At 38.0% G+C, this 24,012-nt stretch carries 26 protein-coding genes; 10 read left to right on the forward strand and 16 right to left on the reverse strand.

The window, feature by feature from the left end; all coding sequences use genetic code 11:
* Positions 1-80: 80 nt before the first annotated feature.
* From IPU53_RS02035 to IPU53_RS02045, 3 genes are all read right to left on the reverse strand, one after another.
* A complete protein-coding gene (locus IPU53_RS02035; protein ID WP_207447059.1) occupies positions 81-1,085 on the reverse strand; it encodes a LacI family DNA-binding transcriptional regulator in 1,005 nt (334 codons plus the stop codon).
* A gap of 534 nt (positions 1,086-1,619) precedes the next feature.
* Positions 1,620-3,017 carry a glycoside hydrolase family 76 protein gene (locus tag IPU53_RS02040; protein ID WP_207447061.1) on the reverse strand — a complete coding sequence of 466 codons (1,398 nt, stop codon included), beginning with the start codon at positions 3,015-3,017 and terminating at the stop codon, positions 1,620-1,622.
* A 1,379-nt stretch (positions 3,018-4,396) separates the two neighbouring features.
* Positions 4,397-5,161, reverse strand: coding sequence for a Cof-type HAD-IIB family hydrolase (locus IPU53_RS02045; protein WP_207447063.1), 765 nt, complete (start codon positions 5,159-5,161; stop codon positions 4,397-4,399).
* A 152-nt stretch (positions 5,162-5,313) separates the two neighbouring features.
* Here IPU53_RS02045 and IPU53_RS02050 point away from each other — a divergent pair, with 152 nt between their 5' ends.
* The 6 genes from IPU53_RS02050 (at position 5,314) to IPU53_RS02075 (ending at position 9,553) form a co-directional block, all read left to right on the forward strand.
* On the forward strand, positions 5,314-6,036 hold the full coding sequence (locus IPU53_RS02050) for an ABC transporter ATP-binding protein (RefSeq protein ID WP_207447064.1): 723 nt from the start codon (positions 5,314-5,316) through the stop codon (positions 6,034-6,036).
* Entirely contained in the window at positions 6,033-7,139 is a 1,107-nt protein-coding gene (locus tag IPU53_RS02055; protein ID WP_207447066.1) for an ABC transporter permease, read from the forward strand. Before IPU53_RS02050 ends, IPU53_RS02055 begins: the two co-directional genes overlap by 4 nt.
* Positions 7,140-7,155: 16 nt before the next feature.
* The gene (locus IPU53_RS02060; protein ID WP_207447067.1) at positions 7,156-7,803 is read left to right on the forward strand and encodes a TetR/AcrR family transcriptional regulator; all 648 of its coding nucleotides are present in this window, start codon (positions 7,156-7,158) and stop codon (positions 7,801-7,803) included.
* Between the two features lie 146 nt (positions 7,804-7,949).
* Positions 7,950-8,927 (forward strand): phosphotransferase, encoded by a 978-nt coding sequence (locus IPU53_RS02065; protein WP_207447068.1) that lies wholly within the window; start codon positions 7,950-7,952, stop codon positions 8,925-8,927.
* A 138-nt stretch (positions 8,928-9,065) separates the two neighbouring features.
* The gene (locus tag IPU53_RS02070; protein WP_207447070.1) at positions 9,066-9,227 is read left to right on the forward strand and encodes a hypothetical protein; all 162 of its coding nucleotides are present in this window, start codon (positions 9,066-9,068) and stop codon (positions 9,225-9,227) included.
* Positions 9,185-9,553, forward strand: coding sequence for a DUF6985 domain-containing protein (locus IPU53_RS02075; RefSeq protein WP_207447071.1), 369 nt, complete (start codon positions 9,185-9,187; stop codon positions 9,551-9,553). The genes IPU53_RS02070 and IPU53_RS02075 overlap by 43 nt, the downstream gene beginning before the upstream one ends.
* Positions 9,554-9,641: 88 nt before the next feature.
* On the opposite strand, the gene IPU53_RS02080 is transcribed toward IPU53_RS02075, so the two are convergent.
* The 8 genes from IPU53_RS02080 to rlmD form a co-directional block, all read right to left on the reverse strand.
* Entirely contained in the window at positions 9,642-10,376 is a 735-nt protein-coding gene (locus IPU53_RS02080; protein ID WP_207447073.1) for a hypothetical protein, read from the reverse strand.
* Positions 10,377-10,597: 221 nt separating this feature from the next.
* Positions 10,598-11,470 carry a S66 peptidase family protein gene (locus IPU53_RS02085; protein WP_313886429.1) on the reverse strand — a complete coding sequence of 291 codons (873 nt, stop codon included), beginning with the start codon at positions 11,468-11,470 and terminating at the stop codon, positions 10,598-10,600.
* Between the two features lie 14 nt (positions 11,471-11,484).
* Complete coding sequence (gene def, locus IPU53_RS02090) at positions 11,485-12,069, reverse strand: peptide deformylase (RefSeq protein ID WP_207447075.1); 585 nt, start codon at positions 12,067-12,069, stop codon at positions 11,485-11,487.
* Positions 12,062-12,253 (reverse strand): helix-turn-helix transcriptional regulator, encoded by a 192-nt coding sequence (locus IPU53_RS02095; RefSeq protein WP_207447077.1) that lies wholly within the window; start codon positions 12,251-12,253, stop codon positions 12,062-12,064. The genes def and IPU53_RS02095 overlap by 8 nt, the downstream gene beginning before the upstream one ends.
* 468 nt (positions 12,254-12,721) lie before the next feature.
* Positions 12,722-12,916, reverse strand: coding sequence for a hypothetical protein (locus IPU53_RS02100; protein WP_207447523.1), 195 nt, complete (start codon positions 12,914-12,916; stop codon positions 12,722-12,724).
* Entirely contained in the window at positions 12,900-13,346 is a 447-nt protein-coding gene (locus IPU53_RS02105; protein ID WP_207447079.1) for an NUDIX hydrolase, read from the reverse strand. Before IPU53_RS02105 ends, IPU53_RS02100 begins: the two co-directional genes overlap by 17 nt.
* Before the next feature lie 125 nt (positions 13,347-13,471).
* On the reverse strand, positions 13,472-14,407 hold the full coding sequence (locus IPU53_RS02110; RefSeq protein ID WP_313886430.1) for a phosphotransferase: 936 nt from the start codon (positions 14,405-14,407) through the stop codon (positions 13,472-13,474).
* A gap of 369 nt (positions 14,408-14,776) precedes the next feature.
* A complete protein-coding gene (rlmD, locus tag IPU53_RS02115) occupies positions 14,777-16,162 on the reverse strand; it encodes a 23S rRNA (uracil(1939)-C(5))-methyltransferase RlmD (RefSeq protein ID WP_396019885.1) in 1,386 nt (461 codons plus the stop codon).
* A 163-nt stretch (positions 16,163-16,325) separates the two neighbouring features.
* Between rlmD and IPU53_RS02120 the strand changes: the two genes are divergently transcribed.
* Complete coding sequence (locus tag IPU53_RS02120) at positions 16,326-16,463, forward strand: hypothetical protein (RefSeq protein WP_207447525.1); 138 nt, start codon at positions 16,326-16,328, stop codon at positions 16,461-16,463.
* Positions 16,464-16,557: 94 nt separating this feature from the next.
* Positions 16,558-16,734 (forward strand): hypothetical protein, encoded by a 177-nt coding sequence (locus IPU53_RS02125; protein ID WP_207447082.1) that lies wholly within the window; start codon positions 16,558-16,560, stop codon positions 16,732-16,734.
* A gap of 76 nt (positions 16,735-16,810) precedes the next feature.
* Here the strand turns inward: IPU53_RS02125 and IPU53_RS02130 are convergent, their stop codons facing one another.
* Both IPU53_RS02130 and IPU53_RS02135 read right to left on the reverse strand, forming a co-directional pair.
* Positions 16,811-17,284, reverse strand: coding sequence for a glutathione peroxidase (locus IPU53_RS02130; RefSeq protein WP_207447084.1), 474 nt, complete (start codon positions 17,282-17,284; stop codon positions 16,811-16,813).
* A gap of 140 nt (positions 17,285-17,424) precedes the next feature.
* The gene (locus tag IPU53_RS02135) at positions 17,425-18,309 is read right to left on the reverse strand and encodes a LysR family transcriptional regulator (RefSeq protein WP_207447087.1); all 885 of its coding nucleotides are present in this window, start codon (positions 18,307-18,309) and stop codon (positions 17,425-17,427) included.
* A 294-nt stretch (positions 18,310-18,603) separates the two neighbouring features.
* On the opposite strand from IPU53_RS02135, the gene IPU53_RS02140 reads away from it, so the two are divergent.
* Both IPU53_RS02140 and IPU53_RS02145 read left to right on the forward strand, forming a co-directional pair.
* Positions 18,604-19,152, forward strand: coding sequence for a hypothetical protein (locus tag IPU53_RS02140; RefSeq protein ID WP_207447089.1), 549 nt, complete (start codon positions 18,604-18,606; stop codon positions 19,150-19,152).
* A gap of 368 nt (positions 19,153-19,520) precedes the next feature.
* Positions 19,521-20,711, forward strand: a complete 1,191-nt coding sequence (locus tag IPU53_RS02145; protein ID WP_207447091.1) for a coenzyme F420-0:L-glutamate ligase — start codon at positions 19,521-19,523, stop codon at positions 20,709-20,711.
* A gap of 176 nt (positions 20,712-20,887) precedes the next feature.
* Here the strand turns inward: IPU53_RS02145 and IPU53_RS02150 are convergent, their stop codons facing one another.
* From IPU53_RS02150 to glgD, 3 genes are all read right to left on the reverse strand, one after another.
* Entirely contained in the window at positions 20,888-21,229 is a 342-nt protein-coding gene (locus tag IPU53_RS02150; RefSeq protein WP_242698010.1) for an SPW repeat protein, read from the reverse strand.
* A 114-nt stretch (positions 21,230-21,343) separates the two neighbouring features.
* Complete coding sequence (gene glgA / locus IPU53_RS02155) at positions 21,344-22,795, reverse strand: glycogen synthase GlgA (protein WP_207447093.1); 1,452 nt, start codon at positions 22,793-22,795, stop codon at positions 21,344-21,346.
* Between the two features lie 12 nt (positions 22,796-22,807).
* Positions 22,808-23,911, reverse strand: coding sequence for a glucose-1-phosphate adenylyltransferase subunit GlgD (glgD, locus tag IPU53_RS02160; RefSeq protein WP_207447094.1), 1,104 nt, complete (start codon positions 23,909-23,911; stop codon positions 22,808-22,810).
* Between the last annotated feature and the right edge of the window lie 101 nt (positions 23,912-24,012).

Here is a 24,012-nt window from a genome sequence, read left to right on the forward strand (position 1 = left end):
CTCTTTGACACCGATGTCAAATTTAGGTTATTAACACTATACATGAATACGTATTCCATTTCAAGCTAAACCTCAACTTTTTATTTGGTTGTTTCGCGGATAATTAATTTGGTTGGAACCTCTATTGAAGTAAGGTCTGTCATTCCATTAATTAGGCTTTCTAAACGATTGACAATTTCCTTTGATAAAGTTGTAAAATCTTGGGCAATCGTGGTTAAGGAAGGATCAAAATATTGAGCCCATGGAATATTGTCAAATCCAACAATAGAGACATCCGCTGGTATTTTTATATTTAATTCATTCAAAGCTCGGATTAAGCCAATCACTTTTTCATCACCAGAGACAAAAATGGCATCAGGTATATTCTCCTTTGTAAAGCCTGCCTTCGTATATAGGTAGACATCTTCGACTGTCTTCATCTGATAAACCACTTCAATTAAGCTTGCGTCTAATCCTAGTTCACCATAGGCATCCTTTACTCCTTGTACCCGGTCCATATTGACCAGGGATTGATCTCCAATCAATAGAGACACTTTCTCTAAACCTTTGCTGACTAAATAGTACATCAATGACTTTAATGCATCATAGTCATTGTTCGTCACATAGGTAACGCCTTCTGTATCACTCTTTCCAAAAACAATAAAAGGAATTCCTAGCTTTTGAAGATAAATAATCCGCTGGTCCATCGGAGATTCATAAAAAATCACCGCTGCCCCAATAAAACTACTGGATGAGTACAGGACAGAATTTTCCATGCTGTCATTCGGTTCCGTGTACTCCACAATTGTATTCATATCATGCTTTCTACATTCGAGGATAATCTTTTCTAATAAAATATGAAACCATTCCAAAGGGTAAAATTCTGTTTTCGGAACAGAAATTAAAATATTGCGATTGGTTTTATTAATCAATCCTCGCGCATAAGTATTCGGTACATAATTATACTCTTGTAAAATTTGATTGATTTTTTCATAAGTTGACTTTTTTACATTTTTCTCACCATTTACTACTCTGGATACTGTTTTAGGTGAAAATCCGGAAATTCTAGCGATATCATAAATCGTTACTTTCTTTTTCTTGTTCATTTTTACCTCACTGTGAAACGATATTTTTACAAGTACTTGTATATCAAATAGGAGTACTTGTGTTTTATTGTACATGATCGTATGAATAGAGACAATTTTCTACCGGACAGCCATCTAGAAATACTGCTAGGGGAGCTATAATACTGCGGAGTTATTAGCCTTTCGAGTGATTAGGTGAAAATAGGGAGGATAAGCGCGATGGATGAGCAAGCAAATCGACGTATTCTTTGAATCCAGCTGATCTAACATGATGTCATTCATCGAAAATTGCATCTAAACAAGAGCAGCCCCCTAAAGTCTAATCAGGATATTGACACCATTTCTATCTCCAGTTAATTTTTGGAAAGGTTAATGGTATATCACCCGTTTAATAGGGGGCTAAATACATTAAAAACATCGTTATCGTATATCGAATACATATTACTTTATTAACAATCGTTATTCGCAGTCTTTTATTCACCACGAGGATAAGGCAACAAGTAGTAAACCTACGAAACACAAGATTTTCATCGGTTATTATTTGTTACAATTTTACTAAAATTTAGTACCCTCGTTCTCTGTCAAGTGTTCAATTAATCTATTTGTCGCAGTTCGCAGCTCCCTATACGCTTTTGCTGAAATAACCTTTAGTTCTTTTTGCTGGTCTAGTAAAAGGTTAAAGCCATCTAAATGCTTTTTCATTTTACCAAACGCTTTTTTCTTTTCGAAATGTTCGATTGATCGCAAATGAAATTTTAATGTGCGCACTGCTTGTGGATCTGTCATTTCATCTCCATTAGCCAGTCGTTCCACACGATCAAATAGATCTTCTAGTGATGGTCCCGGAAAAGTCCTATCTAGTATGAAAGCTTGCTCCATCAACATGACACCACTTAGATTCTGACTAAGGTCAACCGGATAATTCGGCGGATTTTGCCATGAAGCACCGAAAAGAATTTCATCTTCAGACTCCGCTAATTGCCATGCACTTTCAGCATTATGCAAAATTAACTGTGCAATCGGTTCCTGTGTCAGGTCTTCTAAAGCTAAATCGGACAGATAGCGGATCAATATCCCATTAAACAGACCTCCATCCCCGCCACCACGTTCATGTATAATTTGATTTTCATTGGTAAACCGTTCTATTGTCGTTTCAGCTGTCCGGATCGCTGATTGCAAATATTCCTGATCCTTAGTGACCCTAAAGAGTTCTACATTTGCACCGACGTATGTTCCTTGATTGTAAGTATATTCCTCACTATGGAAGTCATCTCCCTCGATGCCATCATAGACAATACCTGTTTCAGGATCGACAAGTGTGGACGTCTGCCATTCATATATTTTTTGGGCCCATTCTAAATCGCCTTCATCCCCGTACTCTTGATACAGTCGGGCAGCCAGTATAATCGCTGGGGCATTAGATGGTGTATTTAAAAAATCTGAATCTTTATTCCAAGCAATGCCTCCACCCAAGTCATCTCGCCATCCCGTTTTAATATCTTCCCACAATGTAAAAACAGCATTCTTATGCGTTTCATCATTCGTATGTTCATACAGACGAAACATCGCCAATGCCATCCATAACATATCATCATAAAAATGATTTGTTATTCCACCATTTCGCTCGACAACACCAGAATACAATGAATCTGCTCGGTCAATATATTTTTTCTCCCCTGCTCGCTCATAAGCATCTACCAGCACATCAATGGCATGTGCCTGCCACCAATAATTAAAACCGTCATCATTTTCATTCGGATATTTGTTATTAAACATGCTAATGTCCTTATTCCAAAAATTAGCCTGCAAAGAATCCTGTGACCTCTCTGCTCTCTCTCCCCAAATCCCCTCAGCATTCTGCTCCGCTTTCACAACACGAAAACTTGTTTCTTGAAATAACAAAGACAAACATATTAATAGTAAAAATACGCTAAAAGAAACTTTTTTTCTCACTATGGAATCCTCCCATTATTTTTTTGAGAGTAGAATCAACAAAAACACAAGGCTCCCGCTACCTTCGACAAGCAAATGTTCTGAGGCGTTCTTTGCCTTTCATTGTTCCAGGTTATTATGCAGAACATCGGTTAAGTTTGTGCCGTCCTAGCGCTTCGCCTGCACTAGGACATCCTGTAGGTTACAACGCGCTCCTGCGAGTCTATAGCGCCTGGAGCTAGACGTCAAGAATCAACCATTATTTTCATACTCTCGGGATCCATCATTCGTTATCGTTTCCTAATGTACGCCTTTCTTTACCACGTTGGATATGTTATTCAGAATTTTTCCGTTTTACACTGTTGTAGTTTGCCAGTTTTCTATACTTCATTTTCCCCCTTTCAACTTCTGAGCGAAGTAGGTTATTGTTTCTCGTATTCTCTCAGTCCTATTGATTACGCCTACACAAACATCTTCGAATGTCCTTATTGCTGCTCGTTATGTCCCCAAAAGTACTTTTTAGAATGCTGCGGGTAAGCGCATACATTCACCATAACAGGATATATACATCAAAGTCAATACACAAATTAAAATATCAATATATCATTTGAATTTGATATGACTTTATACTAAAATCCTCTAAAGTACGACATAATTTGCATTTTCAGCTTAAATAATCCAATTGGTATATCACTTATGCATACCAATAATTCCCCCTAAAATTTATGGGTTCGAAAGACGCAAGGGACATGAAATAGAAAAAACTTCATTACTGAAAACGGGTTTTCAGTTTCGATAATTGGGATTTTCACCTTCGGTATGGGGTTCTCGAGTCAAGGAATGGGCTTCTTACTTTAAAAATGGGGACTCTTAATCAAGTATGGGGTTCTTATCGGAATTATGGGGTTCTTACTTCAAAAATGGGTTTCTCCTCGGAATTATGGGGGGCTCTATTTAGATATGGGTTTCTCTTCTTAGATATGGTGTCCTCTACTAATTTATGGGTTTCTCACTTCAAGTATGAGTTCCCCTATTTAGATATGGGTCCCTTTATCATGTTAGGGGGTTCTCTACTTTAAGATTGTGTTCTTCCAATTATCGGGGGAGTTTCCATAATAGATTTATCCACTGGCTTGAATTTTACAAACTCCGCAAGTATTTGGTCACAATAAAGTGAAACTTCATTCAGTGGGGGGTTTTTTCATCCCCCACTGAATGTTAGTTGAACCAATCGGGTATTTACTGGCAGTTGTCCCCCACTTACAATTCTCGTTTTTACCTCAAATTTTTGAAGTGGGGGTATTACTGCCAGTTAATTCGGGATAAAAAACGCCAAAATGGCGTTTCTTATTGTGAATGAAAATCCTCATCTCCTAAAAATAGATATTTGCGAATCACACTTACACTTTTTCTTCATTCAAAACCCAATGACGAATGGCCTTTGCAACCCCATCTGCTTCATTCGTGTCTGTTATCCAATCGGCTGATTCTTTCACTAATTCTTGAGCATTTCCCATGGCGACACCACAACCAGCTGCTTTAATCATCGCTAAATCATTCAGGCTATCACCAACAGCCAGCATTTGATCCATCGAAATTCCAAGGCGATCACACACCTTTTTTAAAGCATTTGCTTTGTTGATTCCAAGGGCATTCACCTCAATATTAGAGGGGCTTGAATTGCTAATTTCTAATTGCTTATTCTTTCTTAGCTCTGTTAAAATCTTCTCTCTAACTTCTTGATCATCCACATGAAAGCCAAATTTGAGCCATTCCCGTTCAGCAATTTCATCGGGAAAGCCGTCTCGAAATTCTAATTCAGGAGTCATTGCCCAAAAATGAGCCCCATGTTGATCGCATAGCTCCCACATTGTCTGGACATAATCTCGCTGAAGTGGAGTCCGTTCAAGCAAATTCCCTGATGGATCCCAGATTTCACTTCCATTGACAGCCACAAAATAGGAAGTCAGCTGTAAAGAACCTGCATAATCATTACAAGATTTTACGTGGCGCCCCGTACTAATCACGATTTGAACTCCCTTTTCCACCGCTTCCGCAATTGCCTTTCGATTTTCATCCGAGATCTCATGACGCCGATTTAACAATGTTCCATCCAAATCAAGTGCAATAAGTTTAAATGACCTGTCCTTCTTTGCCGTCTCCATTAATGAAACTCCCCTTCTCCCTCGTCATTCTCTACAAGTTGAGTTTACCATGGTGATTGATTATTTTCAAAATGGTCTAACTATTGACTAATATTTAATATTCATTTATGGTAGTGAGTAATCACTCATTTTCCCTTGAAGGAGGAGTAGATATGACTAGCACAATTGTAATGAAGGGCATTAGCAAACAGTTTGGAAAAAAAGTAGTTTTAAACGAAATTGATTTAACGGTGGAGCCCGGGCAAATCTATGGTCTGATCGGGCCTTCTGGTTCTGGAAAAACAACATTGGTAAAATTAATTGTTGGTATGGATCGTCCTTCTACTGGAGAGGTCCATGTCTTAGGAACAGCTGTCCCTAATTTGAAAGTATTACAAGAAATTGGCTATATGGCGCAAGCAGATGCCTTATATGCAGACCTAACGGGAGCAGAAAATCTCTCCTTCTTTGCCTCGCTCTTTAAGTTAAAAAAAGATGTGAAGAAAAAACGGATTGCTTATGCGGCTGATTTAGTAGACCTCTCTTCTCATCTGCATAAAAAAGTCCAAAATTATTCAGGTGGGATGAAACGTCGCTTATCACTTGCTGTAGCTCTGATTCAAGATCCTGAGGTGCTTGTATTAGATGAACCCACTGTGGGAATTGATCCGGAATTACGCCGATCAATTTGGGCAGAGATCAGCCGACTAAAAAGGACGGGAAAAACCATATTAGTGACAACTCATGTGATGGATGAAGCAGAGAAATGTGATCAACTCGCGATGATCAGGGATGGAAAAATCCTTACAAGCGGAGCTCCACAACAGTTAAAGCAGCAATATGGGATTGTGAATTTAGAGGACGTATTCTTACAAGCTGGAGGGGAAGTAAAATGAGGATAACTGCTGTTGTGAAGCGAATTATCCAGCAAATGCTACGTGATAGGCGGGCGCTCGCCCTGATGATGATTGCCCCATTGCTCATTCTTACTCTCCTGCATTATTTATTTTCTAGCGACACCACGATTCCGAAGCTTGGTGTTCTAAATGCCGATGCGTCTGTTTTCAACCAGCTAGAAGATAACGATATTATTGTCAAAGAATATGAGCAGCCAATAAACAAGGAAAAGGTTATACTGGAAGATGACTTGGATGGAATTCTGCAATTTGATGGGGACAAAATCAATCTAATTTTAACAAATGCGGAGCCATCCTCAACAAAAGCACTCCAAATGAAAGTTATTCAAGCTGTTGCCGCAGAAAACGCGGAGAAACAAGCAGAAAATTTAACTGAGTTCATCAAGAATGTCCAAACTCAGTTGCCAAATGCTCCTGAAAATATTGGGCAGATGGAAGAACCAGACATGAATTTTTCGTATATCTACGGTGATCAAGATACGACCTTTTTTGATCAATTAAGCCCGATTCTTGTTGGCTTCTTCGTTTTCTTCTTTGTCTTTCTTATTTCCGGGATTGCCTTGCTACGAGAACGTACGACTGGAACACTAGACCGATTAATGGCTACCCCGATTCAAAGAAGAGATCTCGTCTTTGGTTACCTTTTAGGTTATGGCATTTTCGCGATCATTCAAACCTTAATTGTTGTTTTTTATGCTGTTAAAGTTTTAGATATTATGCTTGTTGGTTCTTTAGGAAATGTAATTCTCATCAATTTATGCTTAGCATTAGTAGCATTATCATTAGGTATTCTCTTATCCTCCTTTGCCAATTCGGAATTTCAAATGATGCAATTTATTCCGATTGCCATTATTCCACAAGTCTTTTTTGCAGGGATTCTTCCAGTTGACCAAATGGCGGATTGGCTCCAGGTGATTGCCAAATTTATGCCCATGTATTACGGAGGGAATGCCTTGGTTGATGTCATGTATAAAGGTCTGGGCTTAAGCGATATTCGCACTGATTTACTGATCCTTTTAGGGTTTGCGCTGCTCTTCATTATTCTCAACATAATCGCTTTAAAAAAATATCGGAAAATTTAACAATAGGGGAGATACAATGTCTGAAGAAGAAAAACTTATTGAACAAATATTCGCAGATGAAAAATTAACAGATAAACAAAAGAAGATCATCTTAGCTGCGATCGAATCTTTTTCCGAAAAAGGTTACTCCGCCACCTCGACCAGTGAGATTGCAAAAAAGGCCGGGGTAGCGGAGGGAACCATCTTTCGGCATTATAAAACGAAAAAGGAATTATTAATGTCGATTATAGGCCCGTTTATGACAAAATTAATTGCTCCTCATCTTGTAAAGGATTTTCATAAAGTGCTGGATCAACAATATGATCATGTCGAAGACTTTCTACGAGCGACAATGGAAAATCGAAGAAACGCAGTTAAACGTTTGCTCCCAGTCATAAAAATTTTACTTCAGGAAATCCCCTTCCATCCCGAGTTGCGGGAACAGTTTCTAAATCATATTGCCAAGGATACTTTTGACCGTGTTGAAGAATTAATTAAAGGCTACCAGGAAAAGGGGCAAATCATTGACATGCCACCTGCCAGTGTAGCGAGATTGGCCATTACTTCCGCGCTTGGTTTTTTAATCTCTCGCTATGTACTGTTCCCAGAAATGGAATGGGATGATGAGGTCGAAACGGAGCGCACGATTCAATTTATTTTGCATGGGTTGGGTACAACGAAATAACTGTTTCTCCCATCAAATCAAAACATTATACACTTGTAGTATAAGTCCTTTCAATGAAGTTGGCGGACCCTAACCATTGTTTGGAAATTAATAGAGGAGTTCAATATATTTTGGAGAAAAAAATCTAATATGCGAAGGAGAGTATGATGGAGAATCAATGTTTAGAGCACCCAATCTTACATGATTTACTAAAGACCTGTCACCGGCAATTTGGCTTTCATGTATTAGAAAGTGAACCTATTCGGCAGGGATGGTTAAATTTAAAATGGAAAATAACAACAGATACTGGTATCTATTTGATTAAACAATACAACAAAGAAAGACTAAAACTATATAATCGTGAGGAACTGGACAATGCCTTTCATCAACAAAATCGATTGCATAAACGCGGACTTCCTTGTCCCATGCTTCTGTCATATGGGGGAGAATACCTTTTTCACTCTGATCAAGATGAGCTTTTTACGATCATGGAATACTGCGATGGTGTTACCATGCCTCCCGGTAAAGTTACCAGCTCGCAAATATTCCATTTGGGAAAGATGACAGGCTATATGCATCAAATATTAAATGAGCGCACACTAGCAAAAAGGCATTACCCTGCCTTCATTATTCCTACTCCGAAAGAACGATCACGTCATTGGCGAGATGTTTGGAAGCAAACTCATAACACTTCACTCTCCACTATTATTGAGACACAAATAAAAGTGACTGAAATGGTCAATTTCGAGGAATTTAATCAAAATACTGGATGGGCTCATCGTGATCTTTGGGTCGACAACATATTATTTAAGGAAGGACAAGTAAGTGCCATCCTAGATTTTGATCGGCTAAAATTCGATTATCCCCAACTAGATGTTGCAAGAGCTGTCATTTCTGCCGCGTTAGCCGATGAAGTGCTTGATACTGCCCTTGCTTCAGCTTTTCTTGAAGGCTATGGTGAGTATTGTCCTGTTGAAAAAAGCTTTCTAACAGACTCTCTAAAGTTACTGTGGTATATGGAGTGTACATGGTGGATAAACGCTAATATGAACAAGCATACGGGGCCACCTGTTCGTTTTGCTGAAGAAATGGTTTGGTTGGCCAATCATTATGTGGATTTAGAATTAATTTTGGGAGGTCTTTAAGCCCGTCTAAGGGAGGAACGGTTAAAGGCGCCAAGTACCCTGTTCCGATCATATCTTGGCGGCCATAGAATCTATACCTCATTTACTCACGATTATAACTGTTACAAGCAAAGATTTAGGAAATAAGAGGAGAGAAAAATGATTGGAAATATGACGGAAACAGAATATGGAATAGAAGGAACGACATATTGCAGTTTGTTTAATAAACAGATTCGAGTTTGGATAGCAGATGGAGTCGATCTCGAATATGGGCATTTTTGCGTCGAAGCTTTAAATCACTTACATTACATAATGAATTGATTGATCAGATTTACCAAGCAGCTATCGCTTATTGTGAAGACTTCTGTGATGATGTGGGGCTAGAACCACCGAAAATTGATAAGACAACCGACATCCTGAATTATATCGAGCCCACTGGATTCATCATTGATAAACCAAAAGACCCCCATATATCCATTATCCATTTAGAAGGAGATTGTGAGTGGGAAGTAGAACACGGAATTGAAATTATCATCCGTGAAAATCAATTACTGTATCTCTCCTCTTTTAACAGTATGGGCGCTTGGGATGACCCAGAATCATATAAGGACTCCTATAATTATGCCCAGCATGTTTCTGGCATTTAACTAATGTATGTTTTGGCAATATATTTCTTAATATTTTTTCAAAGAAATCATTTAAGCTGCTTTCACTACAATACATCTACCTTTATTTTTATTTCTTTAACTCCCAAGCATAAATCTTGTCACCATATGCTTGGTAAGTCAGATAGTATTGTTCTTCATTGGCGAACTCTTTAACGATGGGGAAAACAATATATACTTGTTGCTCATCCCCAGGGTCAAGGCTGACTGTGTCAATCTCACCATCTATGTACGGAATATTTCCTCCATCATTTATTGCATTGTCTTCTTCTTGTCTCTCTAAGTCTGGTCTAATGAGAAAGGCCTGTGCTATGTTAGTCGTACTCGTATCATCTTCCACATACTCCGCATGTTTGCCGTCGTTTTTAAATGTAACATCCATAATCGCAAACATTTCATCGTCATCCGCTTTTTCATCCTCTATACCCGTCACGCTCTCTGGCAATGTATCTGAAATTGAAAAATCATTCACTTCCACAATCGCGCTATATTGGTGCATCCACTCCTTGATCTTCCCTTCTTTCCCCATTGGAAACACATAGACATCATCACCATTTTCATTTGTCGTCTTTTCTGCGTTGCTTAGGTCTTCCCCCTCCTCTTCTTCTGTATCTCCTTGCGACTCATTTGTCGCTTCTTCCTCATCCTCAGCCAAGTCTTCGCCTTCATCCTGAGCATCATCATCTTCTATATTTTCCACGATAGGCTCATCCTGATTTGTATTCGTGGACCCCTTTTCTTCATCAACATTGCTACAGCCTACAAGCAAAAAACCGAAGAATATCATAAACATCATTTTTTTCATCTTGCATCCCTCCATATCATAATTTTCTGGTCGAAATAGGTAAAAATCTACAATTAAAAAAGTCCCCACGGGTGTGGTAAATTTTACCATACCTATGTGGGGACTTTTCAAGAGATTCGCTCATTTGCTTAAGTCTAAAAAATTCCTAAGCCGACATTTCAATCATTGATCTCAGCATAAGACAGCAATAAACAATATCTTAAAATACCCTTTTAAAAAAGTCAGGGGAATGTCAAAAACCTGCCAATAGGCAAACAATGTGCATCCGCGCCATGACCGAGTTGTTCTGTTGTTGCAATCGGGAATGGGTATTCTTTAGTCATCTCTAATATCAGTTCCTCCAAAAGATGATTCTGATTTTGCGAGCGAATTTCGGTAAATGTTCCTAATAATAGCCCCTGGCATTGTTCTAAATAGCCAGTTTGTTGTAATTGCGCAAGTAAGGAAGCAGTTCGGCTAATTCCTCCTCCTAAACTTTCCAAAAATAATATTTTGTTGGTGAGATCAGGCATATAAGGAGTGCCTGCCAGCTTTAAAAAGCAGCGAATATTTCCACCAATTACGACTCCTTCCATCCCTTGACCGCGTATCCATGTATATCGAAAGGTTATATCATTTGCTCGATCCATATCTTTTTCCATGAACCATTTCCGAAATAGATTCTGTTGGCTGGAAGCATCCTCCTTAACAAGATTCGCTATTTGATAATGGAATGTTGGTACCTGGGTTCTAGCATAGATAGCGTTTAATAGGACCGACAAATCACTAAGCCCTACAAATGGCTTCGGAGTTTTTCTGATGACCTGTTCGTCTAAGTAAGGCAAAATTTGATTTGCTGAATCTCCACCTGAAATATCAAAAATCATCTTTATTTTCTCATCCTGAAACATAGTCATTAGTTCATTTGCCCGCTCTGTTGCTTCCCCGCTGAATGGTGAATCTCCTTTACGGAAAATGGTTTGCGCCAACTTTACTTTTAGCCCTAACATTGCTAAAGCATCTGCAGTTTCTTTAACAATCGTGCTCTCCTTTTCGCGTCCATCAGAACAAGCGATGAGCCCAACTGTATCACCTAGACAAAGTGCTGTTTTCACTGAATCTCTTCCTTTCAACTGTTAAAAGATAATGCTTTACTGTTTTCCGGTAGTTGAAAAGGATTTTCCTTATTGATTCGATCATAAAACATAATGCCGTTTAAATGATCAATTTCATGTTGAACCACAATCGACGCATATCCCCTAAGTTTCAGCACAACCTCTTCTCCTAACAGGTTATACCCTCTCACTTTAATCCGCTCATACCTTGGTACAAACCCTTTTACATCCCGATCAACAGAGAGACACCCTTCACTTGGTGGTAAATAAATCATCGATACAGAATGACTAATTATGCGGGGATTGATCAGGGTATACTCGTGCTCTCTGCCCTTTTCATCTGTTAAATACGCTGCAAACATACGCTTATTCAGCCCAATTTGATTTGCTGATAATCCTACACCAGCACGTAAACGGTACTTCTTCGCTAAAACAGGATCCTGACTATTTTTTAAAAAATTCATCATACAAATAAGCGTCTCTTGGTCTTCTTTTGAAGGTGGGATTTTTACTTCCTGCGTCTGTTGATGCAAGATAGGATCCCCTTCCCTAATAATGTCATTCATTGTTATTGTGTAATGCGCATGAAATTTACTCATAAGTAAACAATTCATCTACCTTTACTTTTAAAATTTTCGATAATTTAAATGCCAATTCTAATGTCGGGTCATATTTATCATTCTCGATACAATTGATCGTTTGCCTAGCAACTCCACATTCAGTCGCAAGCTGCTGTTGAGTCATATCCATTTTCTTCCGTATCGCTTTAATTTTATTATTCATAAGCATCCCCTATGTCAAAAAGATAAGACATTTTCATTTTAAAGCAATTATAAAAAAATTGTCAAGCACTTTGGACATTTCATATCGATCATTAGAGCCAGCAAGTAACTCAGAAAAAGGACTTGCACACTTTTTAATATAATCAAAGGAGAAAATCGCATTAGGAAAAAGTCGAAAAATGAATTGAGCGTGGAATTTACTAGATTTATCTCTTTTGTCCAATCATTAAGAGAGTTAGAAGAGCAAACATAGAACAGTTTAATTGTGGAAGGAAAATGGACTGTACGTAATTGCCCAAATGATGCGCCGGGATAAAAAGCTATCCATTATCGAAATGTAGTGCTTCGTCCACTGCATTCAATTTCCAAAGAGAGTTGCCAACGATGCTAACCTATACTTATAAGGCAACAAAAGTTGAGCTGTTGTTCCATACTCTTTCTTAAACAAAACAGCCCGTCAACATTACATTCACTTCAAAAGTTCTGCAATAATATCTGAGCTACCAGGGAGCAATAATATAAGCGCCATCACAATAAACACTGTCCCTATTACAAATAAAAATATAACTATTTTAATCGGACGAGGGACATCCTTATGAAAGGCTCCAAGCATTAAATAATAAGTAGCAATAGATAATAAAATCCCACTATACCACTCCCTCAACACGTAGCAATTCTGTCGGAGTATTCTTTACAAAATGCTTCTCAATAAAAGTAAGGACTTCATCATTTCCTGGCAAAGCGACATGTTCAATCGCTTCATTAAAGCTCAACCATTTATATTCACTATGTTCATAGTTTAGTATTACATCCTGTTCGTCATCCACATATCCTACAAATATTGGTGCAATATAAATATAGTCCTCATCAGGTGAGTAAAATTGATCAAATTTATTAGAAGTGTACAATGAAAGCTTTGTAATTCCAGTCTCCTCTTCAACTTCCCTTAGAGCAGATTGCCAAGCAGTTTCACCTTCTTTAATCCCCCCACCAATATAACACCATGCATCTTGCAAAACAGGAGTTGCTCGTTTCAATAAAACTACTGCAATCCCCTCACATCGTAAAGGGACTTCAATATTTCCTTTACTCATTTTGAACATCCTTTGCTTAGATTTTTATTACTATCTCTTTATGGTATCTAGCTGGGGTATTAGTTTCTACAGAGGAATTGATTTCTTATCATCCTTAGTCCAACAACTAGCGTTATAACAAATGATTATTCTTCATTTTTTAGCCAAGCAACTAATCTTGGAATTGTCTCTGAATAATTCTTAAGTTCTTTTATCGTTCCTACTGCTTGTACCGTACCTATCCTTTGTTCTTCTTCATCTGTGCATTCAATCCATAACGACCGTTTTAAATTATATTCAACCCAATCTAATTTTCCTAGAAAACCATTTTCTAATACAGCAGACCAGTCTGCATGAATTTCTCCATAATTCTGTTTATATCCATTTATAAAAGCAAAAAATCTTTCTTTTTCCACATTTCCATCCTCATCTTCAGACCAGTATAATGCCGTTTCAATTAAATCGTGCACTGGATTTACATAACCGGCGGACTCCCAATCAATTAGAACTGGGTTATCTTTGTGCCATAATACATTTTTAGGATCTAAATCCCTATGACTAATAACTAAGCTTGCCGAAAGTAATTTATTTGCTTTATTTGCTGCTGCACTCCACTCATAAAGTTCATCAACATTTCCAAGCAGTAATTCCACCCATTCAGCATTATTGTTTTGTCCTTGTTGTATGTAATATTTCCAGTCTATGTTTTTTTCATTGTTACTCCTATCTTCCTTTATGTTAAGCTCCGAAAAATCTGTCCTATGGATGTCAGCCAGTATAGAGCCCATCTTTTCACTATGACTACGATTGATTATATTTGCTTTAAGTGTTTCACCCTCTAACCAATCGAAAACAATATAAAATTGGCTATCTATTTTTTGAATAAAATTGCCATTAATTATTTTAGCTGGGACAGCAGGTATCTTCTTTGATACCAAATTAGCAATTCTCTCTGAATTAATATAATTCATCATGGCATCTGCCCTTTGCATAACTTGAGGATTTAGAAATTTTATGGCAAATTTCCCTTTACTTGTTTCAATGGCATAAATCCGATGTAAAAGACCACCTGATATGGACACGGGGGCCCAACTATCTCACCAAGCTGGGACTCAACACGTAACTTTTTAAATAATTGAATATCAACCATTTCACTCCCCCTAAACTGAAAAACACTAGCCGATAGTTAACGTGCATTTCTTATCTTGAAAAACTTCACAAAAGTATCCCCTTACAAATCAAATTATACCATTATTTAGAAAATTATTTATCCATGGATTGACACACCCCTTGTTTTTTAAAAATTGTAAGGAATTTTTGCAGTATGTTACCTTTTTGTTTTAACTTGAAAGGAAACCCAGACTTATTAAAAGGTAAACATTAAAAAGAACCGGAAATCGGAAAGGTTTATTTTCACGAAGTCCGGATCTGAATTGGAAGGGTATCTTTAACTAAACACCCGTATAAGTCAACAACGCACAACATTCAACATGATATGTTTGCGGAAATAGGTCTACTGGTTGGACGAGTTCTAATTTATAGCCAAATGGGACGAGTTCTTTGAGATCCGTCGCAAATGTATCTGGATTACAAGAAACATAGACGATCCTTTCTGGCTGGGAACGGCCAATTCGGCGCATAACCTTTCCGCCAGCGCCTGAACGTGGTGGATCTAGCAGCAATAGTCCTGGTCTTCCAAAGCTCTCCAAGACCTGATCAATCCCCTTGCGCGCATCCTTGGCTAGAAAGTATGTGTTAGATATATCATTGTCTTCTGCATTTCGTTTCGCTGATTGAATGGACGTTTCGACAATTTCAATTCCTGCTAACTTTTCAACTCTACTAGCAAATGGCAAGGAAAAAGTGCCGACTCCACAGAACAAATCTATCATTTTTTCCGTTTGTTTCGGTTGCCCCATCTCTAGAGCTAGTTCTACTAACTTCTGTGCTTGGATTGGATTCGTTTGAAAAAAGGTATCAAACCATAGACGATAACGATAGCCAAGCATTTCATCATAGATAAAATCACGACCAGATAAGATATGGGTTTTTTCCGATTGTGTCCGATCAGCCCAATCCGTATTTTCCATCCACAAAAGACTTTTTACTTGTGGGAACTTTTGCTCAATACGTTTAACTAAATCCTTTACCTCTTGTTCTAAGTGTAAAAATGGATCTTCTGTTGCAAAAAGAGCCAACATCATTTCCCCAGTCGCATACGATTGACGCACCATCAGATGGCGCAATAACCCTTCATGTAAATCTTTATCATAACCTTTTAATTGATGTTCCTTCGCCCATTTTGCTACTTCTATCGTTGCCTCAACCATTTCTTTTCCGGCAATTAAACATGTTTCTAAAGAAATGATTTTACGGAAATTCCCCTGTTCATGTAAGCCCAAATCCCCCTCAGGAGAGAAGGTGAATTCCATTTTATTCCGATAACGCCAAGGCTCCTCCATTCCAATCGCATCTTTCACTACATTTGGATCAAACCCTTGTGATTCCAATGCTTGTTTCACATGATTGGTCTTTTGCTCCAGCTGGCCTGTATATGCCCAATGCTGCCAAACACAGCCTCCGCAACGATCAAAATGCTGGCAAGCCGGTTCGATTCTTTTAGGATGAGCTTGGATAATTTCATCCGGAATAGCCTTCCTTCGTCTGCGATGGGGCTGATCAACAGTAACTCTCACCTTTTCGCCTGGCAGCGTACGCGGGATCGTTAGCTTTAATTTCTTCTTATTTCCATGTTCATTTTCCCGCCAAACCACAGCCTGCCCCGAACCTTTTGCATCCAATTGACGAATTTCTGTTTCCCAAGTTTCTCCTATCATATCCTTCAACTTAGGGTCCCTCCTCTTCGGATAAGCACAAATGCATTTATCCAACTTCTATTTATATTTTTGTCCATCATATTTAATCGAAAAAATAGCATATGTCATTTTACATACTTTCCTATTATAACGGATTGTGCCTGCTGAGGGAATGATGGATGGATTGACATCTAGTTATACTGTTTCAAACTACTGTGATTGCAGTCTTCGCAACTTCCTTGATGCTTTTCATTACAGCGGATCTGGTGATACGGAAGACATGAATGCCGAAGATCGTTGGTGGATTGATATTCGGCAATAATAAAGAGAGAAAAACAAACGTACTGGTCAAAGTAGAAATTTAAAAGTCCTAGTAAATAAGATTTAAAACGTAATATTTCAATAGGGGCTACGGGATGGTAGTCTTAGAACCTCAAGAGTTTTATCAATTTATCTCATTGCTAAAAGGCATAGCACCTTATCAACTGAAAGTTGGACAAGCAAAACAGCAGTTAAAACCTTATTATGATAAATTAGATCAAGCCTGGTTTACGGAAACAACCCCTTCTTCAAGGTCCCTACGGAATACTTGAAGAAGGGGCTTCCTAATTCACAGATTTACGTAATTAGGAAGCCCCTTCCGTCTTGCATGTTCTCCACAGGGGTTGGTTATAGAAGTTTTTCAATTTCCTTTTCAAGGCTTTCGGGCTTTGTTTGCGGAGCAAATCTATCCACTACTTCGCCGTTTTTATCAATTAAAAATTTCGTAAAGTTCCACTTAATTTGGTTCGTAACCATCCCTTTTGCTTCCTTGGTTAAATATACAAAGAGCGGATGTGCATTTTCTCCTTTCACATCGATCTTACTGAACATTTGAAAGGAAACCCCATAATTTGCCTGACAAAAATTGGAGATTTCTGCATCTGTACCTGGATCTTGGTTACTAAATTGATTACATGGAAATCCAAGTACTTCAATCCCCTGATCTTTATACATTTCATATAGTTTTTGCAATCCTTCGAACTGTGGCGTGAATCCACATTTACTTGCTGTATTCACAATTAAAAGTACTTTGCCTTTATAGTCTGCCAGTGGCTTGTCCTTACCATCTATTGTCTTGGCCGAGAAATCATAAACACTCATGTGCACAATCCTCCTTTACAAGAGAATAGCAATTGAAAAAGATGATGTCAAAGGGGCTTTAGAAGGATTGAATGGAGTCAACTCTGTGGAGGCTCACTTAGATGCCGGAAAAGTTGATGTGAAAGGAAATTACCCATGATTTATTCCCCTTCAATCACTTCAACAAACTTCATTGCTGCTGGTGATAACGGCACACTTTTTAAAAAGCAGACTCCTACACTTCTTTTCGGAATGCTCTCGGATAATTCGATTTCATATAATAAGCCATTATCCAGATAATCCAAGGAAAACTCTTTTGTGACACAGGCGATTCCAAGGTTGATTTTTGCAAATTCTAGTAATAGATCATGAGAGCCTAATTCAAATTCAGGATCAATCTGGATGCCTTTGGAGCGTATATAATCCTCAATATATTGTCTTGAATTCGATTTAGGCTCCAATAAAATCAAAGGGAATTTTGTTATTTTCTCTAAACTAATGGGCTCAATCATACTTTTCCGATATTCTGAGCCACACACGAAAATATCGTGAATATCCAAACATGGGATTTGTTCCAGGCTCCGATCCTCAATTGGAAAATTACAAATCGCGACATCAATCCCACCCGATTTTAAAAGAGAACACATCTCTAAGGTCGTGCCATTGACAATTTTAAAATTAATATTGGGATAGCGATTATGAAAGGTTTCTAAATAGGGAAGCAGAAAGTGCCGTGAAATCGTATCTCCTACCCCAATTTTTAATTCACCTGTTGTCAGGTTTTTAAATTCTAAGATTTTTTCCTCGCCTGTTTCAATCAAATTGATCGCCGATTGGACATACTCAAAGAGAAGACTCCCCTCGTTTGTGAAAGATACTCCTTTAGGTGTACGATTAAATAAACGGATTTCTAATTCTCTTTCCAGCTGTTTCATGGCCTGACTGACAGCGGGTTGTGTCATATACAATTCTTTTGCGGCTTTGGAAAAACTCTTATCTTTCCCTACCTGACAAAAAACTTTATACAGATCTAATTTACTTATCATATAAGCACCTCTTATAAAAAGCCAAAGTAGACTTAACCATTTAATACTTAGCAGCTTTATTGCGAAAATATTCCGGTTTGTAAATGGAAACCCAAGTCATTCGGGGATGGTTCTACAGACATTTAGTGAAGAACAGATTCCAGCTTTAATTATCTCATAAAAAGCAGGGAAGACAATTGATAATACTATACACTTTCCATAACCATTTTTATAAAAAGAAAATAAATTACAAAAAAACGAAACTATTCTATTTAGTGATCGTCATATATTGTATATATTAAAAAGGGGGTTGCTATGAAGATTAAAAAAATATACCGGCTTTATATTGATTTGTACATTTTAATTTATTTAGGATATCTCTTGTATATATACTGGTTACGCCCTACCTATAATTTGGTGAGTACAACAGCGATTCTCTTCCCTTTTATAATCCTACTAGTATTTCAATGGTTTTTGCGGAAACAGACTAAAGCGGCTACTAATAAGAAAGAAAAACGCCGATTTATCATCCATTTTATTTTAGTCTCTATTCTTCCTGTTTATTGTGGCTTTATGTTAACCCTCAATGAATATAAATCTCACTTTTCAACTGAAAGATGGCTGAATAATCCTGATGAAAGAGTCTATATGATTGATGATTTACTCACTTGTTACAAATTAGCAGGTAAGTCAAGAGAAGAAATCGTCCACTTATTAGGAGAGCCGACTGTTAAAGAAGAAGTTAATAGCATTATTTATTATCTTGGGACTGAACGAGGACTAATCAAATTAGACTTTGAATGGTTAGTCATTTCGCTTAATGATCATGATAAAGTAATAAAAAATCGGATAAAAACGGACTAGGGGATGTTTCTTATTGAAAGGGCCTACAATCCAATGTACCATCGTACCCAAATGTATGCTTTCGGTAGATTTTAACTAAGTGGGCTTACAGAGTGAAGAGTTTTTTCTATTGATCACTCTTTTATTTAATAAACGTGAATACTTTTTATCGGGTCTGCTCCATACTATGCGGCATAGGAACTTTTTAATGCAAAATATACATAACCACAACTTATATCCCCCATTCAATATATTCATTTTACTTATATCCTTGTAGTATTGTATATTACAAAGGTGAGTTATTCAAAAGGAAGATATTTTTATCAGGCTTTTTGAATCTCAACAAACGTAAAGCATGTAATTAACTTTTATTTTAAGGAGCGGTCATATTGGAAAGAGTAGTTGGAGCAATAGCCAGAGGTCTTCGCTGTCCGATCATTAATCAAGGGGATCAAATCGAAGACATTGTTGTCGATAGTGTACTAACAGCGGCTGAGGTTGAGGGTTTTCAAATTCAAGATAAAGATATTGTCTCCATTACAGAATCAATCATTGCCCGAGCTCAAGGAAATTATGCAACGGTCGATCATATCGCGAAAGATGTTCAAGCAAAATTCGGGGATGAACCAATTGGCGTCATCTTCCCAATTTTAAGTCGGAACCGCTTTTCCAATTGTTTGCGCGGGATTGCAAAAGGTGCAAAAAAGATTATCTTAATGCTGAGCTATCCTTCTGACGAAGTGGGAAACCATTTAGTGGATATCGACTTGCTTGATGAAAAAGGAGTTAACCCATGGACAGATGTCTTAACGGAGGAACAATTCCGCAACCATTTTGGCTTTATTAAGCACACGTTTACTGGAGTCGATTATATTGAGTATTACAAATCTCTGATTGAGGAATGCGGCGCTACCTGTGAAGTTATTTTTTCCAACCAACCCAAGACCATTTTAGACTATACAAAAAACGTCCTTACATGTGATATTCATACACGAGAAAGAACGAAAAGAATTTTGAAAGCAAATGGTGGAGAAAAAATTTATAGCTTGGATAATATCTTATCAGAATCTATTGATGGCAGTGGATATAATGAAGATTATGGACTTCTAGGTTCAAACAAATCGACAGAGGATAAGGTCAAGCTTTTCCCACGTAATTGTCAGCCAATCGTCGATCAAGTCCAACAAATCTTAAAAGAAAAGACAGGCAAAACAGTAGAAGTGATGGTATACGGGGATGGCGCTTTTAAAGATCCAGTCGGGAAAATTTGGGAACTTGCTGATCCAGTCGTCTCTCCTGCTTATACAAGCGGGCTGGATGGAACACCGAATGAAGTAAAATTAAAGTATTTAGCCGATAACAACTTCTCCGACCTTAGAGGGGAAGAACTCCGGCAAGCGATCAACGAATTTATTGATAATAAAGGCGAAGATCTTGTGGGAGCCATGGAAGCTCAAGGAACAACTCCAAGGAAATTAACAGATTTAATTGGTTCTCTTTCTGATCTAACTTCAGGAAGCGGGGATAAAGGCACACCAATTGTCTTTATTCAGGGATATTTTGATAATTATACGAGTTGATTTTTTAAATTAACTCTTGGAAATCGAAAAAAATAGCATGGAAAGAGGTTTAAAAGGTTCCCCTCTTTCCATGCTTATGATTGTTACTTTTCCGGTAACAATCATACTCTATGAAAATACCTTTCTGAGTTAACAGAATAATGATTTCCTCTGTCGGTAACGATTAACAGCGTATATTAATCAGTAGCTTTAGAATTTGATACTGACCCTAGGTTCCACAAACTCAATATAGCTGTGATTATTCCAAGAATTACACTCGTCCATACCTCCCCACTCGACAATGAATAAAAAAATGGAAAAACAATAAACCAGATACCAGTAATGAATGAGATCCAATTTTGCCACGAATTCCAACCACCACTTTTACTGTAACCCCACAATGCAACGATAATTTGAATGGCTCCGATAATTAAACTTAACCATAAAGCTCCTGATTCATCCGAAAATCCCATAACCCAAGGCGCAATAAAGAACCAAACACCAATCAATGCATTCAAAGCACTTCTTACTTTCATCATACCCCCCCTTAAAATGTAAGAAATCTCAAAAGATTTCTTTGTTAAATTATATGCATCAGAATGGAGGAAATTAATAAAAGTGTAATTCATCATTATCTTGTTGTTAAAGATTTACTAGCTAAGCAGCTGTAGCCCTTGGCTGGATAGCAATCTCTCATACATCTCTCGATACTCTGCAGCCGAAGTCTTCCAACTGAAATCGAGTTTCATGGCCCTTTCTGCTAGCAGTTTCCACTTTTTAGGTTGGAAGCGATATAACCAAATGGCTCTTTCAATGGTGTAGAGCATATCATGGGCATTGTAGTTTGCAAATGAAAAACCATATCCTTCATTCGTAAATTCATTGTATGGGACGACAGAATCGCGTAAACCCCCTGTTTCCCTAACAATCGGCAGGCTGCCATAGCTTAGCGCCAAGAGCTGGCCGATTCCACACGGCTCAAACTGTGACGGCATGAGAAATAGATCGGAACCAGCATAGATTCTGCGAGCCAACCCCTCATCAAAATAATTTAGAAAAGAAACCTGTTCTGGATATTGTGCGGCTAGTTCCTTAAAGGCCTGTTCGTACTTATCTTCCCCTGTTCCAAGTAACACAAATTGAATACCGATGTTCATGATCTCATGAAAGACGTGAAGGACAAGGTCTAAGCCTTTTTGCTCCACTAAACGGGTGACCATTGCCATCACTGGCACTTCTTGATCAACAATTAAGCCGAGGGATTCTTGTAGCCTCTCTTTATTTTTCCCTTTCCCTTTCAGTTCATCATAATTTTGCTCTATAAATGGATCTGTCATAGGATTATATAGGTCAGTGTCAATCCCATTTAAAATCCCTTTTAGCTCGCCCTTTCTTGTTCGTAAAAAACCGTCCAACTGTTCTCCATAATATGGGTCTTGAATTTCTATCGCATAAGTGGGACTAACAGTTGTGATAAGATCCGAATAAGCCAAACCAGCTTTCAAATAACTAACATTCCCAAAAAATTCCAAACCGTCCATATGAAAATATAATTCACTTAAATCCAATAGATTGGCTAAAACGGATTTTGGATACACGCCTTGGTAACGTAGATTATGTATCGTAAACATGGTTTGAATGTGACGATAAAACGGATGACTCTGATAATGAGCCTTTAACAAAACACTAATTGGACCTGCCTGCCAATCGTGGCAATGGATAATATCTGGTTGATCCTCTAAATAAGGCAAGGCTTCTAGTACTGCTCGTGAATAAAAAGCAAAACGTTCTCCATCATCAAAGAATCCATAGCTGCCATGCCGCTTAAAATAGTAGTCATTATCTAAAAAGTAGTAATGAATCCCATCCATTAAAATTCGCTCAATTCCACAATATTGCGATCGCCAGCCAACAGGTACTTGGATACTTGTCACAAAAGATAGTTGTTGCTTATGTTCAAAAAGGAGATCTTCATATTTAGGTAAGATGACACTTACTTTTACATTTCGATCTTGCAAGGCCTTTGGCAATGCTCCAACGACATCCCCAAGACCTCCTGTTTTTATAAAGGGCACACACTCTGAAGCTGCGAACAATACATTCATAAACGTCCTCCATTAAACGATTTCCGATTTTTTAATCACCTTTAGCCCGGTCTCGCCAACCAAAGCTTTCTTCTCACTAATTTTCACATGTTTATCCGTGATAATATTTTCTATATAAGCACCTTCTTCAATTTCTCCCTTCTGCATAATAATGCTATTTCGTACAATCGCTCCTTTCTTCACGGTCACTCCGCGAAAAAGCACACTATTTTCTACGGTTCCTTCGATCTCACAGCCATTGGCGATAAAGGAATTGGAAACATTGGATGCAGCTGAATATTTAACAGGTGCCTCATGCTTTACTTTTGTGTATATATCCCATTGTTCATAAAAATAGGAGCGAATAATGTCTGGATGTAAAAACGCCATATTACTAGCATAATAACTTTCGATTGAGTGAATAAAAGGCATATGACCTTGAAAGGAGTAACCTTGCACATCGAGCTGCTCGACATTGGCTTTGATGCCATCCTTTAAAAAGTCCTGTTGATTATTTTGATAGCAGTGTTCAATCATTTCAATGAATAATGATTTTTTCAGGATATAAGTTTCCAAGCAAATGGGATCTCCTCTATGCGGAACTGAAAACAGATCGAGATCCACTATACTGTCGTCTTCCCGTAATTGGCATATATGATAGATTGGTTTTCGAATCGAGTCACCGTCATAATGCTTGTAAAGAAGCGTTATATCAGCTTGACTAATTTCATGTTGCCGAAGGGCGTCCTGATAATCTATTTTTCCAACATGATAGCCTGGTGAAAGGACTATCACTTCTGCTGGTGAACGTCGAAACATGTCAAGATAATCATAGAAGGCCTGAATATCTCCAGTTAATTTTTTATCCGACTGGACAGCAGGCAGCATAAACAAACCACCATTATGTCTATCCAAATCCCATTCTTTTCCCGAGCCTAGATGATCCATAACTGAGCGGAATTTGTCGTTCGTAAACACGGCTACCTGTTTGATTCCTGCATGCATATAATTGGACAAAGTAAAGTCAATAAAGCGGTAGCGCCCCGCGAATGGAACCGAAGCTAAGCTCCGTTGTTTCGTTAATTCTTTTAAAAATGGCTTTTCATTCATTAAATTAATAACCCCTAAAACTTTCATCTCCAACGTCCTTTCCTTATTATGCATATCCCATCTTAAAGTACGTGTTCAAAGCGGCGAAACAAGCCAACGAGCTACCGCAGGATGTGGTGACTTCTACG

Origin of the sequence: Bacillus sp. SD088 (assembly GCF_017355205.1) — a bacterium.
Lineage (GTDB): Bacteria > Bacillota > Bacilli > Bacillales > Bacillaceae_C > Lederbergia.